This window comes from Kribbella sp. NPDC051137 (assembly GCF_040682535.1).
Classification (GTDB): domain Bacteria; phylum Actinomycetota; class Actinomycetes; order Propionibacteriales; family Kribbellaceae; genus Kribbella; species Kribbella karoonensis.
Map to the genome: position 1 here is coordinate 789,514 of NZ_JBFBBI010000004.1, position 22,212 is coordinate 811,725.

The following is a 22,212-nucleotide window of genomic DNA, read 5'->3' on the forward strand; positions in this document are numbered from 1 at the left end:
GCTTCGGTGACGCCGACCCTGTGGTCGACGTTGGAGCCCGCCGCGACGGTCGTTGGCGACATCCGTTGGGCGGACCCAGTCTCAGTCAGCACGCACGACCCTCAGCCAGCCGGTCGTATCCCAGCCGTCGGTGCACTCGGTGTTGGGCCTGCCTGGTGTTCCGGAGTGCCCGACTTCGACGGCTGAACCACGGCATCCGGGGGTACCACTGCCACCTCACGGTGACCTAAGGATTCGAGCCTCGGCGCCGCGTCAGGCAGGAGGTGCTCGTGAACGACCGATCGACCCACCGACTGACCGGCAACGGTCGTTCGGTCGGCAGGTTGCCTGCCCGCAATCCTCGACAAGCGATGACTAGCGTCGGACGGAGATAGCGGTTCCTCCTCGGACACCAACGTGAAAGCCACACAGAGCGGGGCTTACGGCGACTTCAGCCGATCTGGCCTCGTCGTTGTAACTCACTTACAGACCCAGCGCTTCGTACAGCGCTCGCATGTCGCTCGCGCCGGCCTGATCGAAAGCCACGGTCATGTCTCCCAGCTCCTGGACCATTCTGCGCAGTTTCGCCTCCATCAATGCTGTCCGGCGTCGCCTCGAACCCATCCCATCCTGCGGTCCAGCAGATGGCGGGAGACAAGGAATGATCGTCAGCGCGGCGGGTCGGCCATCATCAGCGTGTAGAGCTCGGCCGGCAGTTCCTGGCTGAACGGCAGGTCGGGGGAAGTGATCAGCCGGCCCAGTTCCGGGGATCTGGCGAAGACCACGGTGACGTCGGCGACCCAGGCCTCGTCGGAATACTCCCCGCGGACGTCGATGTGGCCGCCGGTTTCGTCGAACCGAACGGTCGCCCTGCTGGAACGCCGTCCCCGCTGCTCGCACCGGATCACCGCCGGGATCAGCCCCGGCGCCAGGTCGATCCGCAGCCGATGAGGAACCGTGTTGCTTCCCCACCGACCGCGGTAAGTCGACCAGCCGTCCGCGGTGCTGAGGACCTGCACGCCGATCTCCTCGATCGTCACCGTCTCGTGCGCCGTGAGCGCGAAGACGGCCGTCCCCGCGACGAAGGTCGCGCCCGGCCCGCGCAGTTCGGCCGGGCGATCGGCCAGCGGGCACAGGGCGTAGATCGTTCCGGGACCGGAGGATCCTTCGCGGGTCGTCGAGGTGGTCCGCGTGACAGTGAGGTCCGCCTCGATCCTCAGCCGGCAGTCGCGCACGAGGAAGGTGGTCCGGACGGCGTCGAGATTGCGGGGATGGTTGGCCTTGGCCAGCAGCTCCCAATCGTCGATCCGTCGTACGCCGGGCCACCGGGTCGACGCCTGGTAGCCGCGCAACGCGAGCCGCCAGTTGTCGCGGTCGGCCAGCTGCCGCCAGACAGACTCCGTCTGCTCCAGTACGTCGTCCACTCGGTCGCCAATGCTTGTGCCGACCTCGACGTGCTCGGTCAGCAACCGGCCGATCGTCGCGGACACGTCGAACAGCTGCTCCAGGAGTTTCGGATCCGGCGCGGCACTGTATGCCCGGGGAATGACCCGTGCCGTGAAGCTCAGCATTCTGGCCGCGGACTCGAAGCAGCGCGCCTCCCGAAGCCGGGTGCCGAAGGCGAGACCGGTCGCAATCGCCGCGGTGAGATCACCCCTGCCGTAGTGCCAGGCGGCGAGCTCGTTCAGCGGAACCACGGCGCTGGACTCGTACGCACCGACGTAGCTGAAGACCTCACTGACCGCGGCCTCGACCCCGGCCGGATCATTGTGGGCGGCGAAGTAGGTCAGCGCGGCGCCGAGGATCTTGAGCCGGTGGACCACTTGGTGGTGGGAGCCGCCGTGGGGGACGTCGTGCGCGAGGGCACGACGGACCAGTTCGTCGCTCAGGGACCGACTGTTCCCGGCGGCGTACTTCAGCAGGTCCGTAGCAGCGTCGCCGACGGTGCAGTAGTCGTCACCCCCTACGGCGGTCTCGAACGCGGCGACGTACTCGATGAGCGGGTCGCCCTGCGGCCCCCGCAGATTCCGCAGCCTGGCCTGAACCTGAGTCTCGGCGGCGGAGCCGGCCGGGCTGAGCTCGACAGCGGCCTGGTAAAAGGCGATTGCCTCGGAGGTGTCTCCCAGCTGCTCACTGATCAGGCCGAACTGCTGCGCCAGCAACGACCTGTCCAGCGCCTCGGCGAGCCAGTCGATGGTGACCGGATCCGAGGGGCTCTGGCCGCTGTAATGCTCGACGACGCCGGAGCGGATCCGGTCGAGCACCATTTGGTTGCCCGAGGCACCGATCAGCTCGGCGGCGACGCCGAGCCAGTGACGGGCCTCGTCCGGCCGGCGCAGCTCAGCGCACAGACTCGCGAACGGCAGCACCTGAGCTCCCGCGAAGCGGGCGGTCAGCAGGATGTCCGATGCCGCTGGGCGACGCGCCTGGCTCGCGGCGAGCCACGCTCGGTGCCGCTCGGGCCAGGTGACGAGCTCGTGGTGGGCGATCCCGAGATGCCGACGGATCTGCTCCACGACCGCCGCCGATCGCTGGGGCGAGACGGTGGGCAGGATGGCGCGGTAGAAGCTCAGACTCGCGTTCGCCAGCAGGTAGTCGACGTCGATCACGGTCGCCTGGGCCGACGGGGGCGGAAGATGCGCAGGGAGCTCCCCGGGCGTCGCCAGGGCTCCGAACCGGGCTCGCAGCGCAGGGACCGTGGCGTCGTGCAGCGCGGTCGCCACCGCGACCTTGCCCTCAGCCGCAAGCCCGTTCAGGCAGCGGAAGAGCGAATCCATCGCCTGGCTCAGTAGGGCGACCATCTCGTCCTCGTCGAGGATCTCCCGAGCCAGGAAGCGGGTACCCGGCAGGCCGACGTACACGTAGGCGGCTGCGTCCGGATCGGCGGCCTCGCGGACGGCCTGGTGCATCAGCGTCAGGAGATCCTGGTCGTGCAACGACTCCGCGACGGACGTGCCGATCCCGGCAGCAAGGTCGTTGGTGACCGGCCACAGCGTCCCCGCCACGGCCCGCGCCCCGGCGGCCAGGAACGCTTCGCCAGTCGTGGTCCAACTCGAGCAGGAGTTGTTGAACACTACCGGCGCACCCCGCAGCTGCCAGGTCCGGATAAGGCTGTCGCTGATCTCGTCGTTGGCAGAGTCGGCAAAGTGGTCCTGCTCTCCGTGCGCGATGACCAGCAGCAGGTCCACGTCGACCCGCTGCAGGACCTCACGCAGTACGTCGAGCCGCGCGTTCCCGCGGGACAACACCAGCGGGGCGGACAGACCGGTCGCGAGCTTGTCCTGATAGAGGTCGCCCTCGGTCGAGGTGAAGGCCCGTAGGGCGTCGAAGACGACGCCGAAGAGCACCGGCGGTGTCGGTTCGCGTGGCCGCCTGAGCAGGATGCTCGCGACCTGTCCGGGCAGATGGGCGACCAGGTAGCGATCAGCCCAGTGCCGACCATCAGGCAGCGGTGTCAGGTGTAGGGCCTGAGCACGGGTGATGACCACCAGTACGTCCGCGTTCAGCTCCCGCAGCCCGGATGGGACGGCCGCGGCGCACTCGCGCGCCAGGACGGTTGCGTCACTGCTGGTTCCGTCGGTGATGGCCGGCACAAAGGCGAGCCCGCACTGCTTGAGGTCGGCGTACCCGACCGCTTGGCAGATCACGAGATCGGTGAGGGTGCTCTCGGCAACGACCACTTCCCGGCTGGTTCCGAAGACCTCGAGCGGTTGACTGAGGATGTCCGCGAGGTGCCATTGCGCCGGAGAGTCGCCGGTCAGCGTGATGACAGCGCCCTCGCCGGTCAGCACGAGCCGGGCCTGATGAGCGACGGCCAGGGCTAGCGCGGGCCCGTACGCCGCTTCGTCGTCCGGGGCGAGCAGTGTCGGGGCACCGGGCGGTAGCAGGTCGATGTCAGGCCGCGCACCCGGGCCGACCAGTACGTCGCCCGGCTCGGCAACGCGCTGCGACCACTGCTGCTCGGGCAGGACGAAGCACGGCACGAAACCACGACCGCACCCGGCCCGGACCACGAGGGCCTCGCGTTCATACCCCTCGCAGACGACGATCGCGACGTCTCTGGCCAGCGCGGACGGCGGTCGGCTTTCCACCACGAAGACCACCTTGCCGGGGTGGGGTCCGGCGTGCACCTGCAAGGTGGAACCTTGGTACACCCACGGCAGCGACGACGAGACAGTCACCGAGATTCCGTCGGCGAGAGTGAACACGTCGTCGTCCTGGCTGAACGTCTGCCAATGGACACGGTACAGCGTTCGGTCCGGCAGGCCGATCGTCAACCGGACGGCCAGGACACCTGGCTCGTCGTGCTCCAGCGCCTCGTACGACACCGAGCGCCCGAACCCGGTCGGGGTGTAGAGGTGGAACGGTTTCCCGTCGCTTCCTGGCAGAGCTCCGCCGATGACGTACTCCGAGACCGGACGCGGCGGATCGGCCAGATCGATCAGCCCGTCCTCGCGGAAGCCGACCACCTCCTTGCGGTGATACCGGTCGCACACCCCCGTGATGCCACCTGGGCCCTCGATGAAGGAGATCCCGTTGTGATCCCCGATGTGCACCACCGGTCACCAGATCCGCGGAAAGCGGGCGAGCGTGCTGCGGCCGTTGAGCACGGGCGTTTGCTTGCCGCGGGTGTGGGCACTGACAGCAGCCGCGATCTCCTCGTACAACTGGAGGATCCCGACCGTGTCGCTGTCGTCGCGCGGGGCCGGACCGTTGAGCAGGTAGTTGGTGAACACGCCATGACCCAGAGCAGCTTCCTCCCGGGCGACCTGGTCCTCGTCGCACGCACCGATCATCAGCCGGCCCTCGCCGAGGTCGAGGCCCTTCAGGGACACCTGGCCGCCTCGGACGTGAGCGCGTTCAGCCCGAAGCCGGGGCCCTTCGAACGTCCGACCGCCGGCGCGTCCGCTGAAGCAGGCGTCGATCAGCATCAGGATCAGCTGCGGGCGGTGGATGCGTTCGAACAGGCGGGGCAGCTCGCGTTCCATGTCGAGCCCGGTCGCGTAGACGCTCTCGTACTCGGTGTCGTGCGTGACCAGGTAGCGCGCCGCGTCGTCGATCCCGGCGGTCGTCTCCCGGCTGCCGTGCCCGGCGAAGTACAGCAGGACGACATCGCCTTCGGAGGTGACCCGCGGCAGTCGCTCGCCGATCGAGACCATCAGGTTCCGCCGGGTCGCGTCCCCGTCGAGCAGGATCTCGGTGTCGACCTCGTCCGGGTGGACCCGCTCGAGCAGTTCCGCGACGCCCAATGCATCAGAACGGCAGAACGACAGATTGCCGATGCTGCTGTCGTGGTAGCGGTCGACTCCCGCAATGACGGCCCGCAGAACCATAGTCCACTCCTCACCGACCTCGGAAAGTCGAGTGTGCCAGAAAGTGAGCACCACGCTCACCGCTGTGACGAACCTGCGCTCACTCGCGGCGGATGACGATCAGCCTCGGCCGTACAGCGGCTACGAGGTTAGGGCTGGCGGATCGAGGTCGATGTGTTCAGAGTGTTGAGGACTTCGTGATTCCTGAGTGCGCGGCGGTCCGGCTCCACGACCGGGCTGAGCTCCGGGCGGCGTCAGCTGTACGACTCGGTACCCGCCGCAAGGGTGACAGTCCGCGTCGGCGCCGCGTCGACGTCGGTGACATGCAGGGTGGCGACTTCGAGTTTGTCATCCATCACATGTCCACAACCAGGTCTGTAGTCGGGCGAGCGCAGCAGACGTAGATCTGGCCGCTCGGTGGGAGCTCCAGCGGTGGAGGCGAGTAGGAGATCTCCCCCGACAACAACGGGGTCATGCAGGTCTGGCAGACGCCCGTGCGGCAGCTCCAGCGAGAGGGCACGTCGCAGGCCTCGGCCAGCTCGAGAATGTTGTCGCCGCCCATCGGCGTCGCGATACCACTACGGGCGAACGTCACCAGCGGGCCGGTGCCGAGAGCAGCAGGCTGGTGCGGGGGCCGGATCGATTCACCCGCGATGCCCGGGTTCGTAGCCGGCAGGGCACCGAACAGCTCAGTGTGGATGCGGGTCATACCGACAGCGGTGAGTGCTGCGCCGATGTCGGTCATGAAGGACCGCGGGCCGCAGATGTAGGCCGACGCCTCACTGGGCAGTGCCAGCTCCGCCAGCTTCTCCGGCGAGAGCCGGCCGTCTCTCGAGCTGTAATAGACGTGCTCATGCGCGTTCGGCAGCTGAGCCAAAAGGTCATGAGCCTCGGCAGCCAACGGCTGCTCCTCCGGCCCACGGGACGCGTTGATCCACCACACCTCCCGGGTGCTGCGCTCAGCCACCAGCGAGTACAGCATCGACAACACCGGCGTCACTCCGATACCTGCAGAGACCAGCACCACCGGACCAGCGCGGTCATCCAGTACGAAGTCACCACGTGGCGCGGCGACCTCGAGTACGTCGCCCTTCGTGAGTCGGCTCGTCATATAACCGCTGCCGACCCCATGCGGCTCATGCTTCACGCTCACGCGGTAGCTACCGGTCGCGGGACAGGACGACAAGGAGTAGCTCCGTACCGGAATCGGCGTACCCGCATTCGGGAGCCGGAAGGTCAGATACTGACCTGCGCGCGCCGGCGGCAGTTGCCCACCGTCCGCGGACGCCAGATGGATCGAGAACACGTTTCCGCTCTCGGCGACCACATCCGTGACCTCCAGTAGCCGGAAGCCGTCCCACGCGGGCCTCGTCGCAGTGTCGGTCAGTAGCTCCTCGAACGAACCCCGCCACCCCGGGCTGAGTGCCGGGATGTCCACAGCGATCCGCAGCTTCGCCCGGTCCTTGTGTGGAAGGTAGAGCAACGCATCGGTGTCTGCGACGCTGAGTGCGCACGGCCCTGTCGACGTCTTGACGATCCCGTCGCCCGCGGCCACCTCGCCCTCGGTGATGACGCGACAGTAGAAGCCCGGACGGTGGTGGCTGACCAACAGCGCCGGCAGTTCGGGCTCACCCATCCGCAAACCGACGCGGTAGCAGGTGACCCGCGGCTGTGTCACCTCCAGTACGGCGCTGCCGATCTGATAGCGATCGCCGATACACACCTCGTCATCGGCCAGTCCGTCGACCGTCAGGTTCTCGCCGAACTGCCCAAAGACGAAGTCGTTCCGTCCGAAGTGCTTCTCCCAGTACCGATACGAGTCGATCTGGTAGACGAGAACAGCACGCTGCTCACCACCGTGCCCTGCGGTATCTCCCTGTCCGTCCCCGTCCAGGTTCAGCCGCCGCAGCATCACCGGGCCGACCACTGACTGCTTCCAGACGCCGGTGTAGACCGTCTTGCCGTTCCACTCCACACTCTTGGGTAGGCCAACGTTCACCGACAGAACCCGGGATGCACTCATCCGGCCAGCTCCTCGACCGTGAGGTCGCGGTCGACACCGTGTGACACGACTCCTTGGCCAGGCTCCAGCCGCAGCCGCTTGCCATCCAGCTCCACCTCGACCTTGTCCGCCTCGAACGACACCATGCCCGAGATCCGCCGTACCTCGGTCCAGGCGTCCTCGTACGACCAGGCTGCGCGATGGCTGCCGCCGATGTCGTAGTAGCTGCACAACCCCTTGTACGGGCAGAACGTCTGGCCCTCGACCGGTGTCAGTGCATCCTGCACGACATCTTCGCGCGGCACGTACCAGCGTGGCGCGAAGCCGGATTCGAACAACACCAGCGGCTGGGACGAGTCCGCGACCACACCGTCGTCGTTGCGGACCACCAGCCGCCGGCTGGTCTGCCGGATGTCGATGCGGTGATAGGCGTCCGCCGCGTGCCCGACGATCCGCTCGTCCTCCTCGTAGAACGCGTCCATCGCTCGCCAGGCGAACGCGACCCGCCCCTCCAGCTCACTCGCGTGCCGCGGCAGATCAACGTGCTGCCACGCCGCTCGTGGCTTGGTCGTCTCACCCGCGGTCACCGTGAACCATGCGGTCGCGCCGAGGTCCTTGTGCTGCGTCGTGCGTCCATCGCCCTCGAGTATGTCGGCCACGATGTCCACCAGCGGGAAGTACGCCACCGGGTAGCGCCCGGGCTCGTGCAGCGCCACCACGTCCTCGCTGTCGGCGATCCACATGTCTCCCAGCCGTACCCGCATCCGGCGACGCAGCGGCTCCGCGAACAGCATTCGCTCGGGCAGTTCGGCGGGAACGAGAAACCGCCCGATCGCACCCGTCCCGAGTGGGCCCTGTTGCCATGCCAGTCCCATTTCCCTCTCCCGTCAGATCAGCGGTTCGCCACCGTCGACGTGCAACGTCGTGCCGGGGGCCAGGTGTTTGGCGAGCATCAGTGGGCCGATGACCTTGGTGTCGAACGACAGGCGTACGGCGTCCCGGTCGAGATCGGCGAGCCCACCTCGGACACGACCCTCGCGCCCGCGTCCCGAGCGGCCAACGTGACAGCCTGGGCAATGCCGCCCGTGCGGCCGACGACCAGGATCGTTCTGTCCTCCAGTGTCATACCGCTTACGGAATACGAACAGGCTGGTCGTTCGCATCCGCCAATGGCTGGCTCAACGGCTAGCGTGGTGCCGTGCAACTGACCGGCCGGCACGCGGAGTGCGGCACGCTCGACGACTTGGTCGCGGCGGTACGTACTGGAGACAGCCGTGCGCTGGTGCTGTCCGGAGAGGCCGGTCTCGGCAAGACGGCGCTGCTGGACTACCTGGCAGTCCAAGCGGACGGGTGCCGGGTGACACGAGTCGCCGCGGTTCAGTCCGAGATGGAGCTGGCCTTCGCCGGACTGCACCAGTTGTGCGCACCGTTGCTCGACCTGCTCGACAGGCTGCCGGCCCCGCAGCTCACAGCGTTGCGGACGGTCTTCGGCATCAGTGCCGGGCCGCCGCCGGACATGTTCATGATCGGTTTGGGTGTGTTGAGCCTGCTGGCCGAAGCTGCCGTCGACCAGCCGCTGCTCTGCCTGGTCGACGACCAGCAGTGGCTCGACCGCTGCTCGGCGCAGATTCTGTCCTTCGTCGCACGGCGGCTGGATGCCGAGTCGGTCGGACTCGTGTTCGCCACCCGGCAGGTTGGACAGATGCTCGCGGGGCTGCCGGAATACCCGCTCAGTGGGCTGCGCGATGCCGATGCACACGACCTGCTGGACGGGGTACTCGCAGGTCCGATCGACGCGCAGGTACGGGATCAGCTGGTGGCCGAGGCACACGGCAATCCACTGGCGTTGCTGGAGCTGCCGCGCGGTCTGACGGCTGCTCAGCTGGCCGGCGGATTCGGGCTGCCTGGCGCAGGCGGTATCGAGGACAACTTCGCACAGCGGGTGAACGCCATGCCCGACGAGACGCGTCGGCTTCTGCTGCTGGCGGCTGCCGAGCCTTCCGGCAACGACGGGCTCGTGCGGCGGGCCGCCGTACTGCTCGGCCTGGGCCTGGAGGTAGCTGTTCCTGCGACTGACGCCGGCCTGGCCGAGTTCTCGCCCCGCATCCGATTCCGGCACCCGCTGGTACGCACGGCGGTATATTGCTCCGCTTCGCCTGCTGAGCGACGTGAGGTGCACCGGGTGCTGGCCGATGTGACCGACGCCGCGGCGGATCCGGATCGTCGCGCCTGGCACCGGGCGCAGGGCTCGGCGGGCCCCGACGAGGAGATCGCCGACGAGCTCGAACGGTCGGCCGGCCGGGCGCAGGCGCGCAGCGGCTATGCCGCGACTGCCGCCTTTCTGCTCCGGTCGGCTGCACTGACCGTCGACCCGGCGAAGCGGGCCGGCCGCGCGCTGGCAGCTGCGCAGGCCGAGCTGCGGACCGGTGCGTTCGAATCGGCGGCAGACCTGGTGACCCTGGCCGAAGCGGAACAGCTGAGCGACCTGCAACGTGCTCGCGCCGACCAGGTCCGCGCCCAACTCGCCTTCCTGACGAACCGCGGCAACGACGCACCTCAACTTATGCTGCAGGCGGCGAAGCGGCTGGAGACAGTCGATGTCATGTTGGCGCGGGAGACCTATCTGGACGCCTTGTCCGCCGCGATCTTCGCCGGCCGGCTGGCCAAACCGGGTGGCGACGTGGTGGCTGTCGCCCGGGCCGCCGCGAGCGCTCCCCGGGCGGTGGTGGAGCGCCCCGCCGACCTACTCCTCGACGGGAACGCGCTGCACTATCGGGACGGTTACGCCGCCGGCGCCGCCACGTTGCACCGGGCACTGGCCGGATTCGGCAGTCAGGTCACCGTCGAGGAGGAGCTGCAGTTGTTGTGGATGGCAACGACTTCAGCGCTGCGATTGTGGGACGCGGACCGGTGGGAGCGGTTGTCCCGGCGCCATCTCCAGCTCGTGCGAGAGACAGGCATTCTCAGCAACGTTGCGCTGGCGCTGACCTCACTGGCATACGTCAGCTTGTTCAAGGGGGATTTGTCGGCCGCGGCCATGCTGAGCGACGAGGTACAGGCTGCGAACGAGGTGACCGGTGGACAGTTGACGCCGTACGGCCGGTTGGCCTTGGCCGCCTTCCGCGGTGAGCGCGAAGAGACGCTGGCTCTGGTCCGGGCGACGGAGCAGGACGGCATGCGGCGCGGCGAAGGGATCGGGCTCGCGTTCGCCGACTGGGCAAGCGCGGTCCTGGGCAACGGTCTCGGCCGGTACCAGGACGCGCTGGATGCGGCTGAACGGGCACTGCACGACCCGCGAGACCATCTGTCGATGATGCTTGCGCCAGGCGAACTCGTGGAGGCAGCGGTCCGGGTCGGTGCGCTCGACGCCGCGCATCGCGCCTGCCAGGTCCTGCGTGGAATGGCCGACGCAACCGGCACCGACTGGGCTCTCGGCGTATACACCCGATCCCGAGCGCTGATCAGCACCGGCGAAACCGCGGAACGGCTCTACCAGAACGCGATCGGGCATCTCGAGAAGACCGGGTTCAAGGTCGAGTTGGCGCGGACCGAGCTGCTGTACGGCGAGTGGCTGCGCCGCGAACGACGTCGTACAGACGGTCGAGACTGGCTCCGGACGGCGTACACCGGCTTCGAGGCCATGGGCCTTGCCGGTTTCGCGGAGCGTGCGCGCCGCGAGCTGCAGGCAGCCGGTGGCACGGCCCGGCAGCGGGTGGTGACGCCCAGGAGCGAGCTCACCGCGCAGGAGGCGCAGATCGCCCGGATGGCCCGGGACGGGCTGTCCAACCCCGAGATCGCTACGAGGCTGTTCATCAGCGCCCGCACCGTCCAATACCACCTGCGCAAGGTGTTCTCGAAGCTGGAGATCAGCTCGCGCAGTCAGCTCGACCAGGTGCTGCCGCGCTGATGCGGCAGTGCCGGGAGCGTCCGGTGGCCGATGCCCATGATGCTGGGCAGTGGGAGCAGGTCGGACCACCCGATCTTGCCCATCCGCACGAGCTCGAATTGCGCCGGGTTGACGAGCAAGGCGTAGATCGCCGAGTCGAGCAGGTTGATCGTCGTCTTGTAGCCGGCTGCGACGACGAGGAGCGTGCAGGGCCCGCTCCTCCGCCGGCCGGTGCCTGGCGCTTCGCCTGACCGGGGTCAAGACCGGGGCACTGCCGGAAGCGACGGCATGCCGGCGGTTCGAAGACTGATGGCGTACGACGTACAACCGCCACTCGACAGGAGACCTGCTGATGCCCTTGCTTTATCCCGGTGATCGTTTCCCGGAACTGACTTTCGCTGTGCCCGGTGGTGAAAACGTCACCGTCCCGGAAAGGTTCGACGGCGGATTCGGCGTGATGCTGTTCTACCGGGGCTCCTGGTGCCCGTACTGCAACGCGCAACTGCGGGCGTTCCAGCGTGCGGCGACCTCGCTGAACGAGCTCGGGGCCCAGGTGGCGGCCCTCTCGGTCGACGACGAGGCGACGACTGCCGAGCTGGTCGCGAGCCACAAGCTCACCTTCCCGGTCGGCTTCGGCGCCGACGCGGCATCGGTGGCCGACTTGACCGGAGCGTTCGTCAACGCGGACCCCGTCTATCTGCAATCCACCGGCTTCGTCCTCGACCCGGACGGCAAGGTGGTCGTCAGTGTCTACTCCAGCGGCGCGATCGGCCGGCTCGTTCCGGAGGACGTCGCCGGGTTGATCCGCTATCTGCGGGAGCGTCCCACCGCCTGAGGCCGACGGCCCCGGTCCGGCGGCCGGGGCCGTCGCCTGCTACCGCTCGTACCGTCCGTCGAAGCGCGAACCCCGCGCCTGGTCGACGAACGTCAGCCCGACCGCTGCGCCGTCCTCGACGATCCACCGCAGGTCGTACCAGGCCCGGTAAGACGGCGGCCAGAACGAGCTGAACCTGCCGTCCTGCACCGACCACGTTCCGTGTGTGGAGCTACCAGCCTCGGTGTACGTCGTCTTGCCCGACGCCTCGAACACCTGCCGCGCGCCATCGCCGTACCGGAGCGGAGCCGCGGTCACCGCCCGCGCGATCTCCGCGCGGTCGACGACCTGCCCGTGGCTCAGCGCCTCCATCACCGCTCCCCCTTACGCTGGACGGTGAAGCCCAGCTGACCGAGCACCTTGACCGCACCCGCCTTGCCGCCTTCGAAGTCGGCGGACGCCAGCCGGTGTCCGGTCGCGAACTCGAACGCGGTCCCCAGAATCGCCTTCGGCGGATACGTCCGCCCGTCACGGATCAGCTCGTACGTCGTCGTCGGCGCGAACCCGTGCACGGCGAAGAACGGCTCCGCGCCCAGCCGGTCGTACTCGTCCAGCGCGCGCTCGACCACCGCCGGCGTCACCGGTCCCCAGTCGATCATGGTCGCACGCTCCTTCAGCCTCGATACGCTTCCAGCAGGCGCAACCACACCTCGCTGATGGTCGGGAACGACGGGACCGCGTGCCACAACCGGTCGATGGTCACCTCACCCGCGACCGCCACCGTCGCCGAGTGCAGGAGCTCGGTGACCCCCGGGCCGACGAACGTGACCCCGAGCAGTGTCCGGGTTTCCTCGTCCACGACCATCCGGGCGCGGCCGCGGTACCCATCGGCGTAGAGCTTCGCCCCGACCACCACGTCACCGATCTCGACATCGACCACGCGGGTCCGGAAGCCGTCTGCCTCGGCCCGGCTCGCCGTCCGTCCGACTGATGCCGCCTCCGGGGTGCTGAAAACAACCTGCGGTACGGCGGCAGCGTCCGCGCTGGTGACGTGCCGCCCCCAACTGCTGAGCTCGAGGGGCCGGTCGGCAGCCTGGTCGACGATGGCCTGGCCGGCGATCCGGGCCTGGTACTTGCCCTGGTGAGTGAGCAGCGCCCGGTGGTTCACGTCCCCGAGCGCGTACAGCCAGCCGTCCTCGACGCCGCGGACCCGGCACGTGTCGTCGACGTCGAGCCAGGTCCCGGACGGCAGCCCGACCGTGTCCAGACCGATGTCACCGGTCAGTGGGATCCGCCCGATCGCGAAGAGAACCTCGTCGGCCTCGACCTTGTCACCGTTGTCGAGCACGACCGTCACCGGCCCGCTCTCGACAGGGCGGCGCAGCGACTCGACGATCGACGCCGTCCGCACCGTCACGCCCTCGGCGATCAGCCCTTCGGCCACCAGTTCGCCCGCGAACGGCTCCAACTGCGTGAGCAGTCGGTGCTCGCGTGCGATCAAGGTGACCTCGGACCCCAGACCGTTCCACGCGGTCGCCATCTCGACACCCACCGGGCCGCCACCGACGACCACCAGCCGGCCCGGGACCACGCTGCTGTCGGTTGCATGCCGGTTCGTCCAGGGCCGTGCCTCGGCGATCCCCGGGAGGTCCGGAGCCGCGGCGATGCTGCCCGTACAGATGACTACCGCCTGCCGCGCCGACAGCACGACCACTCGATCGTCGGCCGTGGTCACCGCAACCCGGCGCGGACCGTCGAGCCGGCCGTGGCCGCGAATCAGCGTCGCGCCGATGCTCCCGACCCAGTCGGCCTGACCAGAGTCGTCCCAGCCGGTGACGTACCGGTCGCGACGGCCGAAGACACCCTTCGCGTCGATCGAGCCCGTTACCGCCTCCCGCGCGCCGTCGACCTCCATCGCCTCGGCGATCGCGACCACCGGCCGCAGCATCGCCTTGCTCGGGATGCAGGCCCAGTACGAGCACTCGCCACCGACGAGCTCACGCTCGACGACAGCTACCGTCAAACCACCGGCCCGGGCGCGATCGGCCAGGCTCTGGCCGATCGGCCCGGCACCGATCACAACGACATCGAACTCCTGCGTTTCCTCTGCACTGGTCACGACACCGACTGTGCGCCACCTCACCCGGTGCCGCGTCCGTGAGATCCCCGGTGTGCGGTACCGGTAGCCCCCGGGCTCAGCCGGAGCCAGGCAACCGCTGATGCCTCAGCTGACGCCGCGACGTCAGCTGGAGCTTCGCGAACACCTTGCCGAGATGCCACTCCACCGTCCGTGGGCTGAGGAAGAGCCGAGCGGCGATCTCGGCGTTGGACAGGCCGTCCGCGACCAGCCGCGCGATCTGCGCCTCCTGCGAGGTCAGCAGGTCCGACGCCTCCCCGCCCGTGTTGGTCGGCACCGAGTCACCCGCTGCCCGCAGTTCGCCCGCCGATCGCTCCGCGAACGCCCGCATCCCCATCCGATCGAACTGCTCGTACGCCGTCCGCAGCTCCAGCCGCGCCTCGGTCACGCGGTTCGCCCGGCGAAGCCACTCGCCGTACAAGAGATGACTGCGGGCAAGTTCGCCGTGGATCCGCGTCTGCGACAGGTGCTCGATCGCGATCCGGTACTGCGCTTCCGCCTCGTTCTCGCCCGCCAGTAGCGCCCGGCATCTCGCCTCGATACCGAGTCCCCAAGAGGTGCGCGTGGCCTGGGTCGTCTCAGCCAGGCGATCCCATGCCGCTTCGGCTTCGACACGAAATCCTAGCCGCACCGCAGCTTCCACCAGCTCGGCCAAGACGGCCCACGGCTCGACGCCCATGACCGGCGGACGTCGCGCGGCTTCCGTCGCCTCCGTCAACGCATCGCTGTACCGCCCGAGGCTGTTGTTCAGGACAGCGGCGGCCGTCCCGGTCAGAATGAGTCCGAAACTCTCGCCGCGCCGGTTGGCCTCGAGACCCGCCTGCGCGATCAGCGCGCGGGCGCGCTGCTCGTGTCCTTGCCAGGCGGCCAGCAGCAAGGCGCCGTACGGAGCCGTCGGCAGGCCGGTGACCTCCTTCACCGCATCGAGCTCGGTCTGCAGTCCCGCGGCCCGCCGGAGCTCGCCGGTCAGGACATGTGCGCCCATCCGCACGCTGAGCGCGAGCGGGAGCGTCGCCATCGCCCCGAGTTCTCGCGCCAACTCGAGGTGGCGCTCGTTGTCGAGCGTCTGCTCGTTCCAGAGATTGCCGGCAACGACGTGCGCGAGCCAGAACCACCGCATCGACTCGGTCGTCAGCTCCAACTCCTGGAAGGCCGCCAGCGCCTCGGTCAGTAGCGGCACCGCGGCCACATAGCCTTCCGTGAAGCGCACTGCCAGGCCGTCCAGCAGCAGGTCTGTCGCGGCCGGAGAGTTCGGCCGGACCGCGTTCCGGGCTGCCCCGGCGACCTCGGCGAGGCTCTTCGAGGACGCCCGGTCGTCGGCGAACATCGCCGCGAACACCGCGTCCAGGTAGGTCTCCCGGGCCTTCGCCGCGTCGATCTTCTCCAGCCTCCGCGCCGCACCCAGCAGCAGCGGCGGCGCGTCGACACCACGGTTGGCGGTGAACGCGATCTGAGCCCGGAGCAGATCGACCTCCGCCCGTTTCGCGTCGTCCAGCCGGCCTGTCTCGGCGATCAGCAGCAACCGCAACGCGTCCTCGGCGTGACCGGCCTGGTGATAGGCCCGAGCGGCGGCCATCGCCCGCTCGCTACGGCGCGGCGCCGAACCGGTCAGCTCGACGGAACGCGACAGGAAGGCTGCTGCGGCGACCAGCCCACCGCGGCGCTGTGCCCGGACCGCCGATTCCGCAAGCTCACTCGCGACAGCCTCGTCCGGCCCGACTACCGATTGCGACCGGTGCCAGGCGCGCCGCTCGGGGTCGGTGCTGGGATCGGTGGCCGCAGCGAGCGCCGCGTGTGCCTGGCGGACCTCGTCCGGTGCGGCCGAGCGGTAGACAGCCGACCGGACCAGCGAGTGCCGGAACTGGAACCGCGTCCCGAGCAGTATCAGACCCGACGCCTCCGCTGGGCCGGCTGCAGACAGACCGATGCCGAGCGACTCGGCGGCACGCCACGTCCGCAACGGATCGCCCAATGGCTCCGCCGCAGCGATCACCAGCAGCCGCCGGGAGTCCGCGGGAAGCTCGTCCAGGGCGCGAACGTAGGTTTCCTCGACCGAGCGTGGCACGAGCTGCGACCCCGGCGGGCCGAACCCGCCGGACAGCTGCGCCAGGTCCAGCGTCCGCGGCGCCTCGATCAGCGCGAGCGGAATCCCTCGTGACTCGGCGACGATCTGGTCGAGCACCCGCTGGTCCGCAGGACCAGGCAGCACTGTGCGCAACAGGTCGCGGGCGTCGTCAGCGGCGAGACCTCCGAGCGCCAACTCCGGGATGCCGCCGAAGTCCTTGGCATCGGCGCAGTCACGCGCCGCGAACACCATCGCAATCCGCTCGGCCACCATCCGCCGGGCAGCGAACGTGAGCGCCTGCAGAGACGCGGTGTCGAGCCACTGCGCGTCGTCGACGATACAGACAAGCGGCTGTCTGGCCGCCGCCTCGGCCAGCAAGCCCAAGGTGCCCAGGCCGATCAGGAACGGGTCTGGAGCCGAACCAGAACGCAGCCCGAAGGCGGTCGACAGGGCGTTGCGTTGTGGTTCGGGCAAGACATCGAGGCTGTCCAGCAACGGTCGGCAGATCTGGTGCAGGCCTGCGAAAGCGAGTTCTTGCTCGGCCTCGACGCCGGAAGCCGACACCACCCGGCAGTCGGTGGCCACTCCCACGAAGTGCTCGAGCAACGTCGTCTTGCCGACGCCCGCCTCCCCGCACACGACCAAGCTGCGGCTACGACCCGCGCGGACAGCATCGAGAAGGCTGCTCAGCAGCCGCATCTCATCCCGGCGATCGTGCAACACGCTGCGGAGTGTATGTCGCGTACTGGCCCGCGTTCCTGGGTGAACAGCGTCCTGCTGCGGGGACCAGCCAGATGGCTAGCCACTGGCCGATAAGCACCCGATGCAGACCCGGGTCAGCCTGACGTCCGCGCTGCCCGACCTGTCTCATGACAGTCCTCCAGAGTCGACGCAGTACCGGCCCTTACGCTCGGTGATCATCAGCAGGATCGTGTCGCAGCTGCGGCACCGGCCGACGATCCCCGGACCGTTCGGGTAGACCGCGAGTTCGGCGACGTACCCCGTGCTGCCGCAGGTCTGGCAGGCATAACCGCTCGCGGTGACCTCGCGGCCGAACAGCTCGTGGAGTACCGCGGCGATAGCGTTCCCGTCCAGCGGCGTCATCGCGCTACCCCTGTTCCGCCGAAGCGTTCGGTCCGGATCCGGAGCGGGTCGTGGCCTAGCGCAACCAAATCGTTCGCGGCGGCTTCGACGAAGCCGGTCGGTCCGCAGATGTAGCTCAACGGCCGGTCCGTGGCCGCCCAGCCGGTCTCCGCCAGCAGGTCGCCGTCGATCCGCCGCCGGTACCCCCGCCAGCTGTCCGCCGGCTCCCTCGTCAACGTGACCGATATGTCGAACAGGTCGTACGCCGCGATCTCCATCAACTCATCGCGATAGATCAACAGGTCCAGGCACCGGGCCGAGCACAGCACCCGCACCTGGACCCGGCTGCCCGCAGCGCGGTGGTGCCGCAACATCGACCGAAGCGGAACGAGCCCCGACCCGCCTGCTACCAGGAACAGCGGACCGCCCAGCTCGTCACCCCAGACGAAGTACCCGCCGACCGGTCCGCGGAGCTCCAGTTCGTCCCCCACCCGCAGCTCGTCGACCAGGTACGGCGAAACCTCCCCGTTCTCGATCCGTTCGACGGTCAGCGCGACGTACTCGTCCTCCGGCGCCGACGCGATCGAGTAGCTCCTTTCGGCTTGGTACCCGTCAGGCGCGGTGAGCCGCACGTCGACGTGCTGCCCGGCGCGATGGGTCGTCCAGCCGGGGACCGCGAGCTTGATCGTGCGGGCGCGCGCGGTCTCCCGGACCGTCTCGACCACAGTCCCGGTCTGCCAGCTCAATCGCCGTTGTAACGCTGTTCTTTCCACGGATCTCCGTAGTTGTGGTAGCCGAACCTCTCCCAGAACCCGGGCTCGTCGTCCGCACGCAACTCCAGGCCTCGCACCCACTTGGCGCTCTTCCAGAAATAGAGGTGCGGTACCAGCAGCCGGGCCGGTCCACCATGCTCGGGATCGAGCGGGCGACCGTCGTACTCGTCGACGACCCAGGCCCGCCCGCGGAGGTCCGCCAGCGGAACGTTGGTCGTGTAGCCACCGTCGGAGAACGCCAGTGCGTACGGCGCCTCCGTCGTCACTTCCGCGAGCAAGGTGTCCACCGCGACACCTGACCACGTCGTACCGAGCTTGCTCCACTTCGTCACGCAGTGGATGTCAACGGTGAACGTCTCCCGCGGCAGCGCCTGGAACTCCTCCCACGACCACGACACCGGCGCCTCCACCGCTCCGCGGATCGTGAACCGCCACGCGTCCAGCGGGGTCCGCGGCGTCGGCCCCGCAGACAGCACCGGGAAGTCCGGGGTCACGTACTGCCCTGGCGGCACCCGGGATCCGTCCGCGCCACTTCGCCGACCGTGAAAGCCTCGCGTGACCGGCATCAAACGTTCACCTTCTCGAACACCGGATCTCCTCCAAGGTCAGGACACCTACCGACCTCGATTCGACCACCCAGCGCACCCGGCTCGCCTCGGTGAACTCCCCAGTCCCACCCCGGGCACGCCGATCGGCCGATCGGGTGCGCAGTTCTGTCAAACAGCTGCTCGTCCCGTTCCCCAGGAGTTCAGCAGATGCAGCACACGGGGATGCGTCGCGATCACAAGCAGGCGGCAGCCTGTCCGCTCGCACCGCGAGCGCACCTCGTCAAGAAGGGGCGACAGGCAGCCGTCCGTTGCCAGCTCGGACACCGCGCACAGATCGACGGTGACAGCCTTCGTCAGCCCCCAGACGGTCAGCAGCTCACTGAGCGCCACGGAGATGGCCTGCGTTTCGAGTACACCGCTGACTACGACCGTGACCATCGCGTCCTCGACCTGGAGCCGGACCTGGAACGGTCGCAACGCCCGTCGGCTCACCACCTACCCGTTCCTCCTCGCCCGCGATGGCCTGACTCGATGTCCGCCACGAGTCGACGCCAGCTATCCCGCCAGTCCCACGCGCAAGGCCTCGCGCCGCGTCAGCCCGTGAAGCACCGATATCAACACCACCGAGCCGTCGTTCGAGTCCGTAGATCGCCTAGGCGGCACCAGCCTGCCCGGGTGACCCCGGGGTGTGCTCGATCCCCGGACCCGGGGTTCCACCCGTGCTCAACTCGGGCTACAAGGCAGGTGTCGTCACGGCACGCTGATGGCGTGACGACCTTCCTGCTCGACACCGAACAACTGTTGGCCCCGTGCGACGAGCCCCGGCTGTACGGGCGTACTGCGGAGTGTGCCCGAATGGACCAGTTGCTGCAGGAGGCGTCGACCGGACGAGCTGTGGCATTGCGCGTGCTCGGCGACCGAGGTATCGGCAAGAGCTCGATGCTGGACTACCTCGCTCGGCGCGCGGACGGCTACCGGGTTCTGCGGACACGCGGTGTGGAGGACGAGCGTGAGCTCCCCTACGCCGGCCTTCACCGATTGTGCGCTCCTGTGGTCGACGAACTACAGCAACTCGAGCCCGCTCAGCGATCCGCGCTCTCCACAGCCATCGGGCTCAGCGGCGGCGAACCAGCGGACCGCCTGCTCGTGAGCGTCGCCGCCTTCAACCTGCTCAGCGCCGTCGCCGGCCGTGACCCCGTGTGCTGTCTTGTCGATGACGCACACTGGCTCGACACCGCCTCCTTGCTGACACTGGCGTTCGTGGTCCGTCGCGCCGAGCGCAGCCGGCTGCTGTTCGTATTCGGAGAACGCGGGAAACAAGGCGTGCCGGAGCTCGACGGGGTTGCCGAAATGCGGCTCGAAGGGTTGCGATGGGGCGACGCACGCTCGGTACTCCTGGCCGGCGCACCGGCCAAGATCGACGCTGCTGTGACCGACCGGGTGCTTCTCGAGGCGCGCGGCAATCCGCGCTCACTCCTACAGGCCGTCGAAGGCATGACCGCGGCCGAGTTCGCCGGGGGCTACGCGATTCCGGCGCCACCTCCCGATTCCCGGGACCAGGATCATGACTGCGTGCGGCGTGCGGGGCGCCTGCCCGCCGAGGCCCGTCAGCTGTTGCTCACGATCGCTGCCGACCCGACCGGAGACCCGGCGCTCGCCTCGCGGGCAGCCGACAGGCTGGGTCTGGACACACAGGCCACCGAAGTACTTGAGGCAGAGAACTTGCTGACCTTCGGGCGACGGGTGGTGTTCGGCTGCGCCACGCTGCGAGCAACTGTCTACGCCGGCGCGACGCCGTCCGAGGTTCGCCTCGCCCACCGGGCGCTGGCCGAGGCCACAACGAGTGAGACGGACGCCGACCGCCGAGCATGGCATCTCGCGCTGTCCACAAGCGGGCTCGACGATCGGATTGCAGGCGACCTCGAGCAGAATGCTGCGCGGGCTGAGGAACGCGGCGGAATCGCAGCTCGCGCGGCCTTCCTGGAACGGTCCGCCCTCTTGACGGCCGACTCGATCGCCCGCGCTCGGCGCGCTCTGGCCGCCACAGGTGCAAAGCATGCGGCAGGCAGCCTCGACGCCGCACAGCAGCTTCTGACGATAGCTGAGAGTGGACCGCCCGATCCGGTACGCGAAGCCCACATCGGGCTTCAGCGGGCACGCATCGAGTTCGCCGTTCGTCGCGATGACGCAACGCCGCAGTTGCTGCTGGATGCGGCCCGTCGCCTCCGCGTGCACTCGCCGGCGTTGGCCCGGCACGCATACCTCGAGGCCCTGGTCGCAGCGATGCTCTCCTGCCGTATCCCGGCCGCCCCGCACCTCCGCGACGTCGCACAGGCCGCACGCGACACGACGACCGCGGGCTCGACGGGGCCGATCGATCTGCTGCTCGACGCGCTCGTAGCCAAGGTGCTCGACGGCCCTGGAGCTGCGACCGCCGCACTCGACCAAGCACTCACCGCATTCGGCGGAGACGCCCTGGACTCCGTGGCCCGCGGATGGACGTGGCTGGCCGGCTGGGCCGCCGCCGACCGATGGAACGAGGATGCCTGGGCGGCGCTGAGCGCTCAGAACCGGCCCCCTCGGGGCCTCGGCGACGGCGCAGGGCAAGAGGGGTCACCATTCGGTCACCGGCTGACGGAGATCGCGCTGCTGGATCTGTTCCGTGGCCGCTTTCAGGTCGCGCAAGACACCATCGCTCGCGGAAACACACGTGCCTTGAGCGCAGGTCCCCCGCTGCCAACGCCCGCGGCCTTGGTACTCGCCGCCTGGCAAGGAAGACAGGACATCCTGCCAGGCCTGCCGACAGCGCGTAGACGAGCCCGGCAGCGCGGCGACGCATTGACGCTCACTGCCACACAATTGGCCGAGGCGGTGCTGCACAACGGCTCGGGAGACTACGAGCAAGCCCTGGCGGCCGCCTACGAAGCGGAAGAGGCCGATCAACTCGCGCTGTCCGGCTGGGCGCGCGCCGAGCTGATCGAAGCGGGGACGCGCTGCGGGCGACGCGACGTGGCGACCGCAGCCCTGGCTCGGCTCGATGCAGATACCCGCACCGCCGCGACTCCCTGGGCACTCGGCGTGAGAGCAGCCGCCCGCGCGTTGCTCGCCGACGCAACAGCGGCCGAGCGTCTCTACCAGGAGGCAATCGACCGATTGTCCGGGACCGGCATCCGCGTCCAACTCGCCAGGACCCAGCTCCTCTACGGCGAGTGGCTGCGCCGGCAGAACAGACGCGTCGACGCCCGCCTGCCGCTGCGAGCTGCCCAGCAGACCTTCGCAACGATCGGCGCCGACGGGTTCGCCGCGCGTGCGGACGCCGAGCTGCTGGCCACCGGTGAGCGGGTCCGCAGACGAAGCGTCGAGACCGGCCGCGAACTCACTACCCAGGAGTCCCGGATCGGTTACCTGGCGCGCGACGGGCTCAGCAACTCCGAGATCGGCGCCCGTCTGTTCCTCAGCCCACGAACGGTCGAGTACCACCTGCACAAGATCTTCGCGAAGCTCGCGATCACGTCCAGGACCGAGCTGCACCTCGTGCTGCAGCCGGCTGTCGACGCCCTGACCGACGACGGGCCTGGCATCCTGGCCACCGGCCGCTGAGGGCAGACCGCTT

At 68.8% G+C, this 22,212-nt stretch carries 15 protein-coding genes; 3 read left to right on the top strand and 12 right to left on the bottom strand.

What is annotated here, in order from left to right; genetic code table 11:
- Nucleotides 1–647: 647 nt before the first annotated feature.
- From AB0M51_RS24960 to AB0M51_RS24975, 4 genes are all read right to left on the bottom strand, one after another.
- Entirely contained in the window at nucleotides 648–4,535 is a 3,888-nt protein-coding gene (locus AB0M51_RS24960) for a hypothetical protein (RefSeq protein ID WP_363750618.1), read from the bottom strand.
- Between the two features lie 6 nt (nucleotides 4,536–4,541).
- Entirely contained in the window at nucleotides 4,542–5,312 is a 771-nt protein-coding gene (locus AB0M51_RS24965) for a caspase family protein (RefSeq protein ID WP_363750620.1), read from the bottom strand.
- Between the two features lie 334 nt (nucleotides 5,313–5,646).
- Nucleotides 5,647–7,314 (bottom strand): MOSC and FAD-binding oxidoreductase domain-containing protein, encoded by a 1,668-nt coding sequence (locus tag AB0M51_RS24970; protein WP_363750622.1) that lies wholly within the window; start codon nucleotides 7,312–7,314, stop codon nucleotides 5,647–5,649.
- Complete coding sequence (locus AB0M51_RS24975) at nucleotides 7,311–8,168, bottom strand: DUF427 domain-containing protein (RefSeq protein ID WP_363750624.1); 858 nt, start codon at nucleotides 8,166–8,168, stop codon at nucleotides 7,311–7,313. The genes AB0M51_RS24970 and AB0M51_RS24975 overlap by 4 nt, the downstream gene beginning before the upstream one ends.
- A 323-nt stretch (nucleotides 8,169–8,491) precedes the next feature.
- Here AB0M51_RS24975 and AB0M51_RS24980 point away from each other — a divergent pair, with 323 nt between their 5' ends.
- Nucleotides 8,492–11,200: a LuxR family transcriptional regulator gene (locus AB0M51_RS24980; protein WP_363750626.1), complete on the top strand. Its 2,709-nt coding sequence runs from the start codon at nucleotides 8,492–8,494 to the stop codon at nucleotides 11,198–11,200.
- Between the two features lie 331 nt (nucleotides 11,201–11,531).
- Nucleotides 11,532–12,014, top strand: a complete 483-nt coding sequence (locus AB0M51_RS24985; protein WP_363750628.1) for a peroxiredoxin family protein — start codon at nucleotides 11,532–11,534, stop codon at nucleotides 12,012–12,014.
- 39 nt (nucleotides 12,015–12,053) lie between these two features.
- Here AB0M51_RS24985 and AB0M51_RS24990 read toward each other — a convergent pair whose 3' ends face one another.
- From AB0M51_RS24990 to AB0M51_RS25025, 8 genes are all read right to left on the bottom strand, one after another.
- Nucleotides 12,054–12,365, bottom strand: a complete 312-nt coding sequence (locus AB0M51_RS24990) for a hypothetical protein (protein WP_363750630.1) — start codon at nucleotides 12,363–12,365, stop codon at nucleotides 12,054–12,056.
- Nucleotides 12,365–12,652, bottom strand: a complete 288-nt coding sequence (locus tag AB0M51_RS24995; RefSeq protein WP_363750632.1) for a hypothetical protein — start codon at nucleotides 12,650–12,652, stop codon at nucleotides 12,365–12,367. The genes AB0M51_RS24990 and AB0M51_RS24995 overlap by 1 nt, the downstream gene beginning before the upstream one ends.
- A 14-nt stretch (nucleotides 12,653–12,666) precedes the next feature.
- Entirely contained in the window at nucleotides 12,667–14,112 is a 1,446-nt protein-coding gene (locus AB0M51_RS25000; RefSeq protein ID WP_363750634.1) for an NAD(P)/FAD-dependent oxidoreductase, read from the bottom strand.
- A gap of 76 nt (nucleotides 14,113–14,188) precedes the next feature.
- Entirely contained in the window at nucleotides 14,189–16,918 is a 2,730-nt protein-coding gene (locus tag AB0M51_RS25005) for an AAA family ATPase (RefSeq protein ID WP_363750636.1), read from the bottom strand.
- 144 nt (nucleotides 16,919–17,062) lie between these two features.
- Complete coding sequence (locus AB0M51_RS25010; RefSeq protein WP_363750638.1) at nucleotides 17,063–17,299, bottom strand: DUF6510 family protein; 237 nt, start codon at nucleotides 17,297–17,299, stop codon at nucleotides 17,063–17,065.
- Nucleotides 17,296–18,051 (bottom strand): ferredoxin reductase, encoded by a 756-nt coding sequence (locus AB0M51_RS25015; RefSeq protein WP_363750640.1) that lies wholly within the window; start codon nucleotides 18,049–18,051, stop codon nucleotides 17,296–17,298. The genes AB0M51_RS25010 and AB0M51_RS25015 overlap by 4 nt, the downstream gene beginning before the upstream one ends.
- On the bottom strand, nucleotides 18,021–18,617 hold the full coding sequence (locus AB0M51_RS25020; protein WP_363750642.1) for a sulfite oxidase-like oxidoreductase: 597 nt from the start codon (nucleotides 18,615–18,617) through the stop codon (nucleotides 18,021–18,023). The genes AB0M51_RS25015 and AB0M51_RS25020 overlap by 31 nt, the downstream gene beginning before the upstream one ends.
- A gap of 150 nt (nucleotides 18,618–18,767) precedes the next feature.
- Nucleotides 18,768–19,094, bottom strand: a complete 327-nt coding sequence (locus AB0M51_RS25025; protein ID WP_363750644.1) for a hypothetical protein — start codon at nucleotides 19,092–19,094, stop codon at nucleotides 18,768–18,770.
- Nucleotides 19,095–19,367: 273 nt separating this feature from the next.
- Between AB0M51_RS25025 and AB0M51_RS25030 the strand changes: the two genes are divergently transcribed.
- Nucleotides 19,368–22,199, top strand: a complete 2,832-nt coding sequence (locus AB0M51_RS25030; RefSeq protein WP_363750646.1) for an AAA family ATPase — start codon at nucleotides 19,368–19,370, stop codon at nucleotides 22,197–22,199.
- The last annotated feature ends 13 nt before the right edge of the window (nucleotides 22,200–22,212 follow it).

Coding starts and splice junctions, on each gene's coding strand:
- AB0M51_RS24975 (WP_363750624.1), bottom strand. CDS start 8,168: ATGGGACTGGCATGGCAACAGGGCCCACTCGGGACGGGTGCGATCGGG.
- AB0M51_RS24970 (WP_363750622.1), bottom strand. CDS start 7,314: ATGAGTGCATCCCGGGTTCTGTCGGTGAACGTTGGCCTACCCAAGAGT.
- AB0M51_RS24995 (WP_363750632.1), bottom strand. CDS start 12,652: ATGATCGACTGGGGACCGGTGACGCCGGCGGTGGTCGAGCGCGCGCTG.
- AB0M51_RS24965 (WP_363750620.1), bottom strand. CDS start 5,312: ATGGTTCTGCGGGCCGTCATTGCGGGAGTCGACCGCTACCACGACAGC.
- AB0M51_RS25010 (WP_363750638.1), bottom strand. CDS start 17,299: ATGACGCCGCTGGACGGGAACGCTATCGCCGCGGTACTCCACGAGCTG.
- AB0M51_RS25020 (WP_363750642.1), bottom strand. CDS start 18,617: ATGCCGGTCACGCGAGGCTTTCACGGTCGGCGAAGTGGCGCGGACGGA.
- AB0M51_RS24985 (WP_363750628.1), top strand. CDS start 11,532: ATGCCCTTGCTTTATCCCGGTGATCGTTTCCCGGAACTGACTTTCGCT.
- AB0M51_RS24990 (WP_363750630.1), bottom strand. CDS start 12,365: ATGGAGGCGCTGAGCCACGGGCAGGTCGTCGACCGCGCGGAGATCGCG.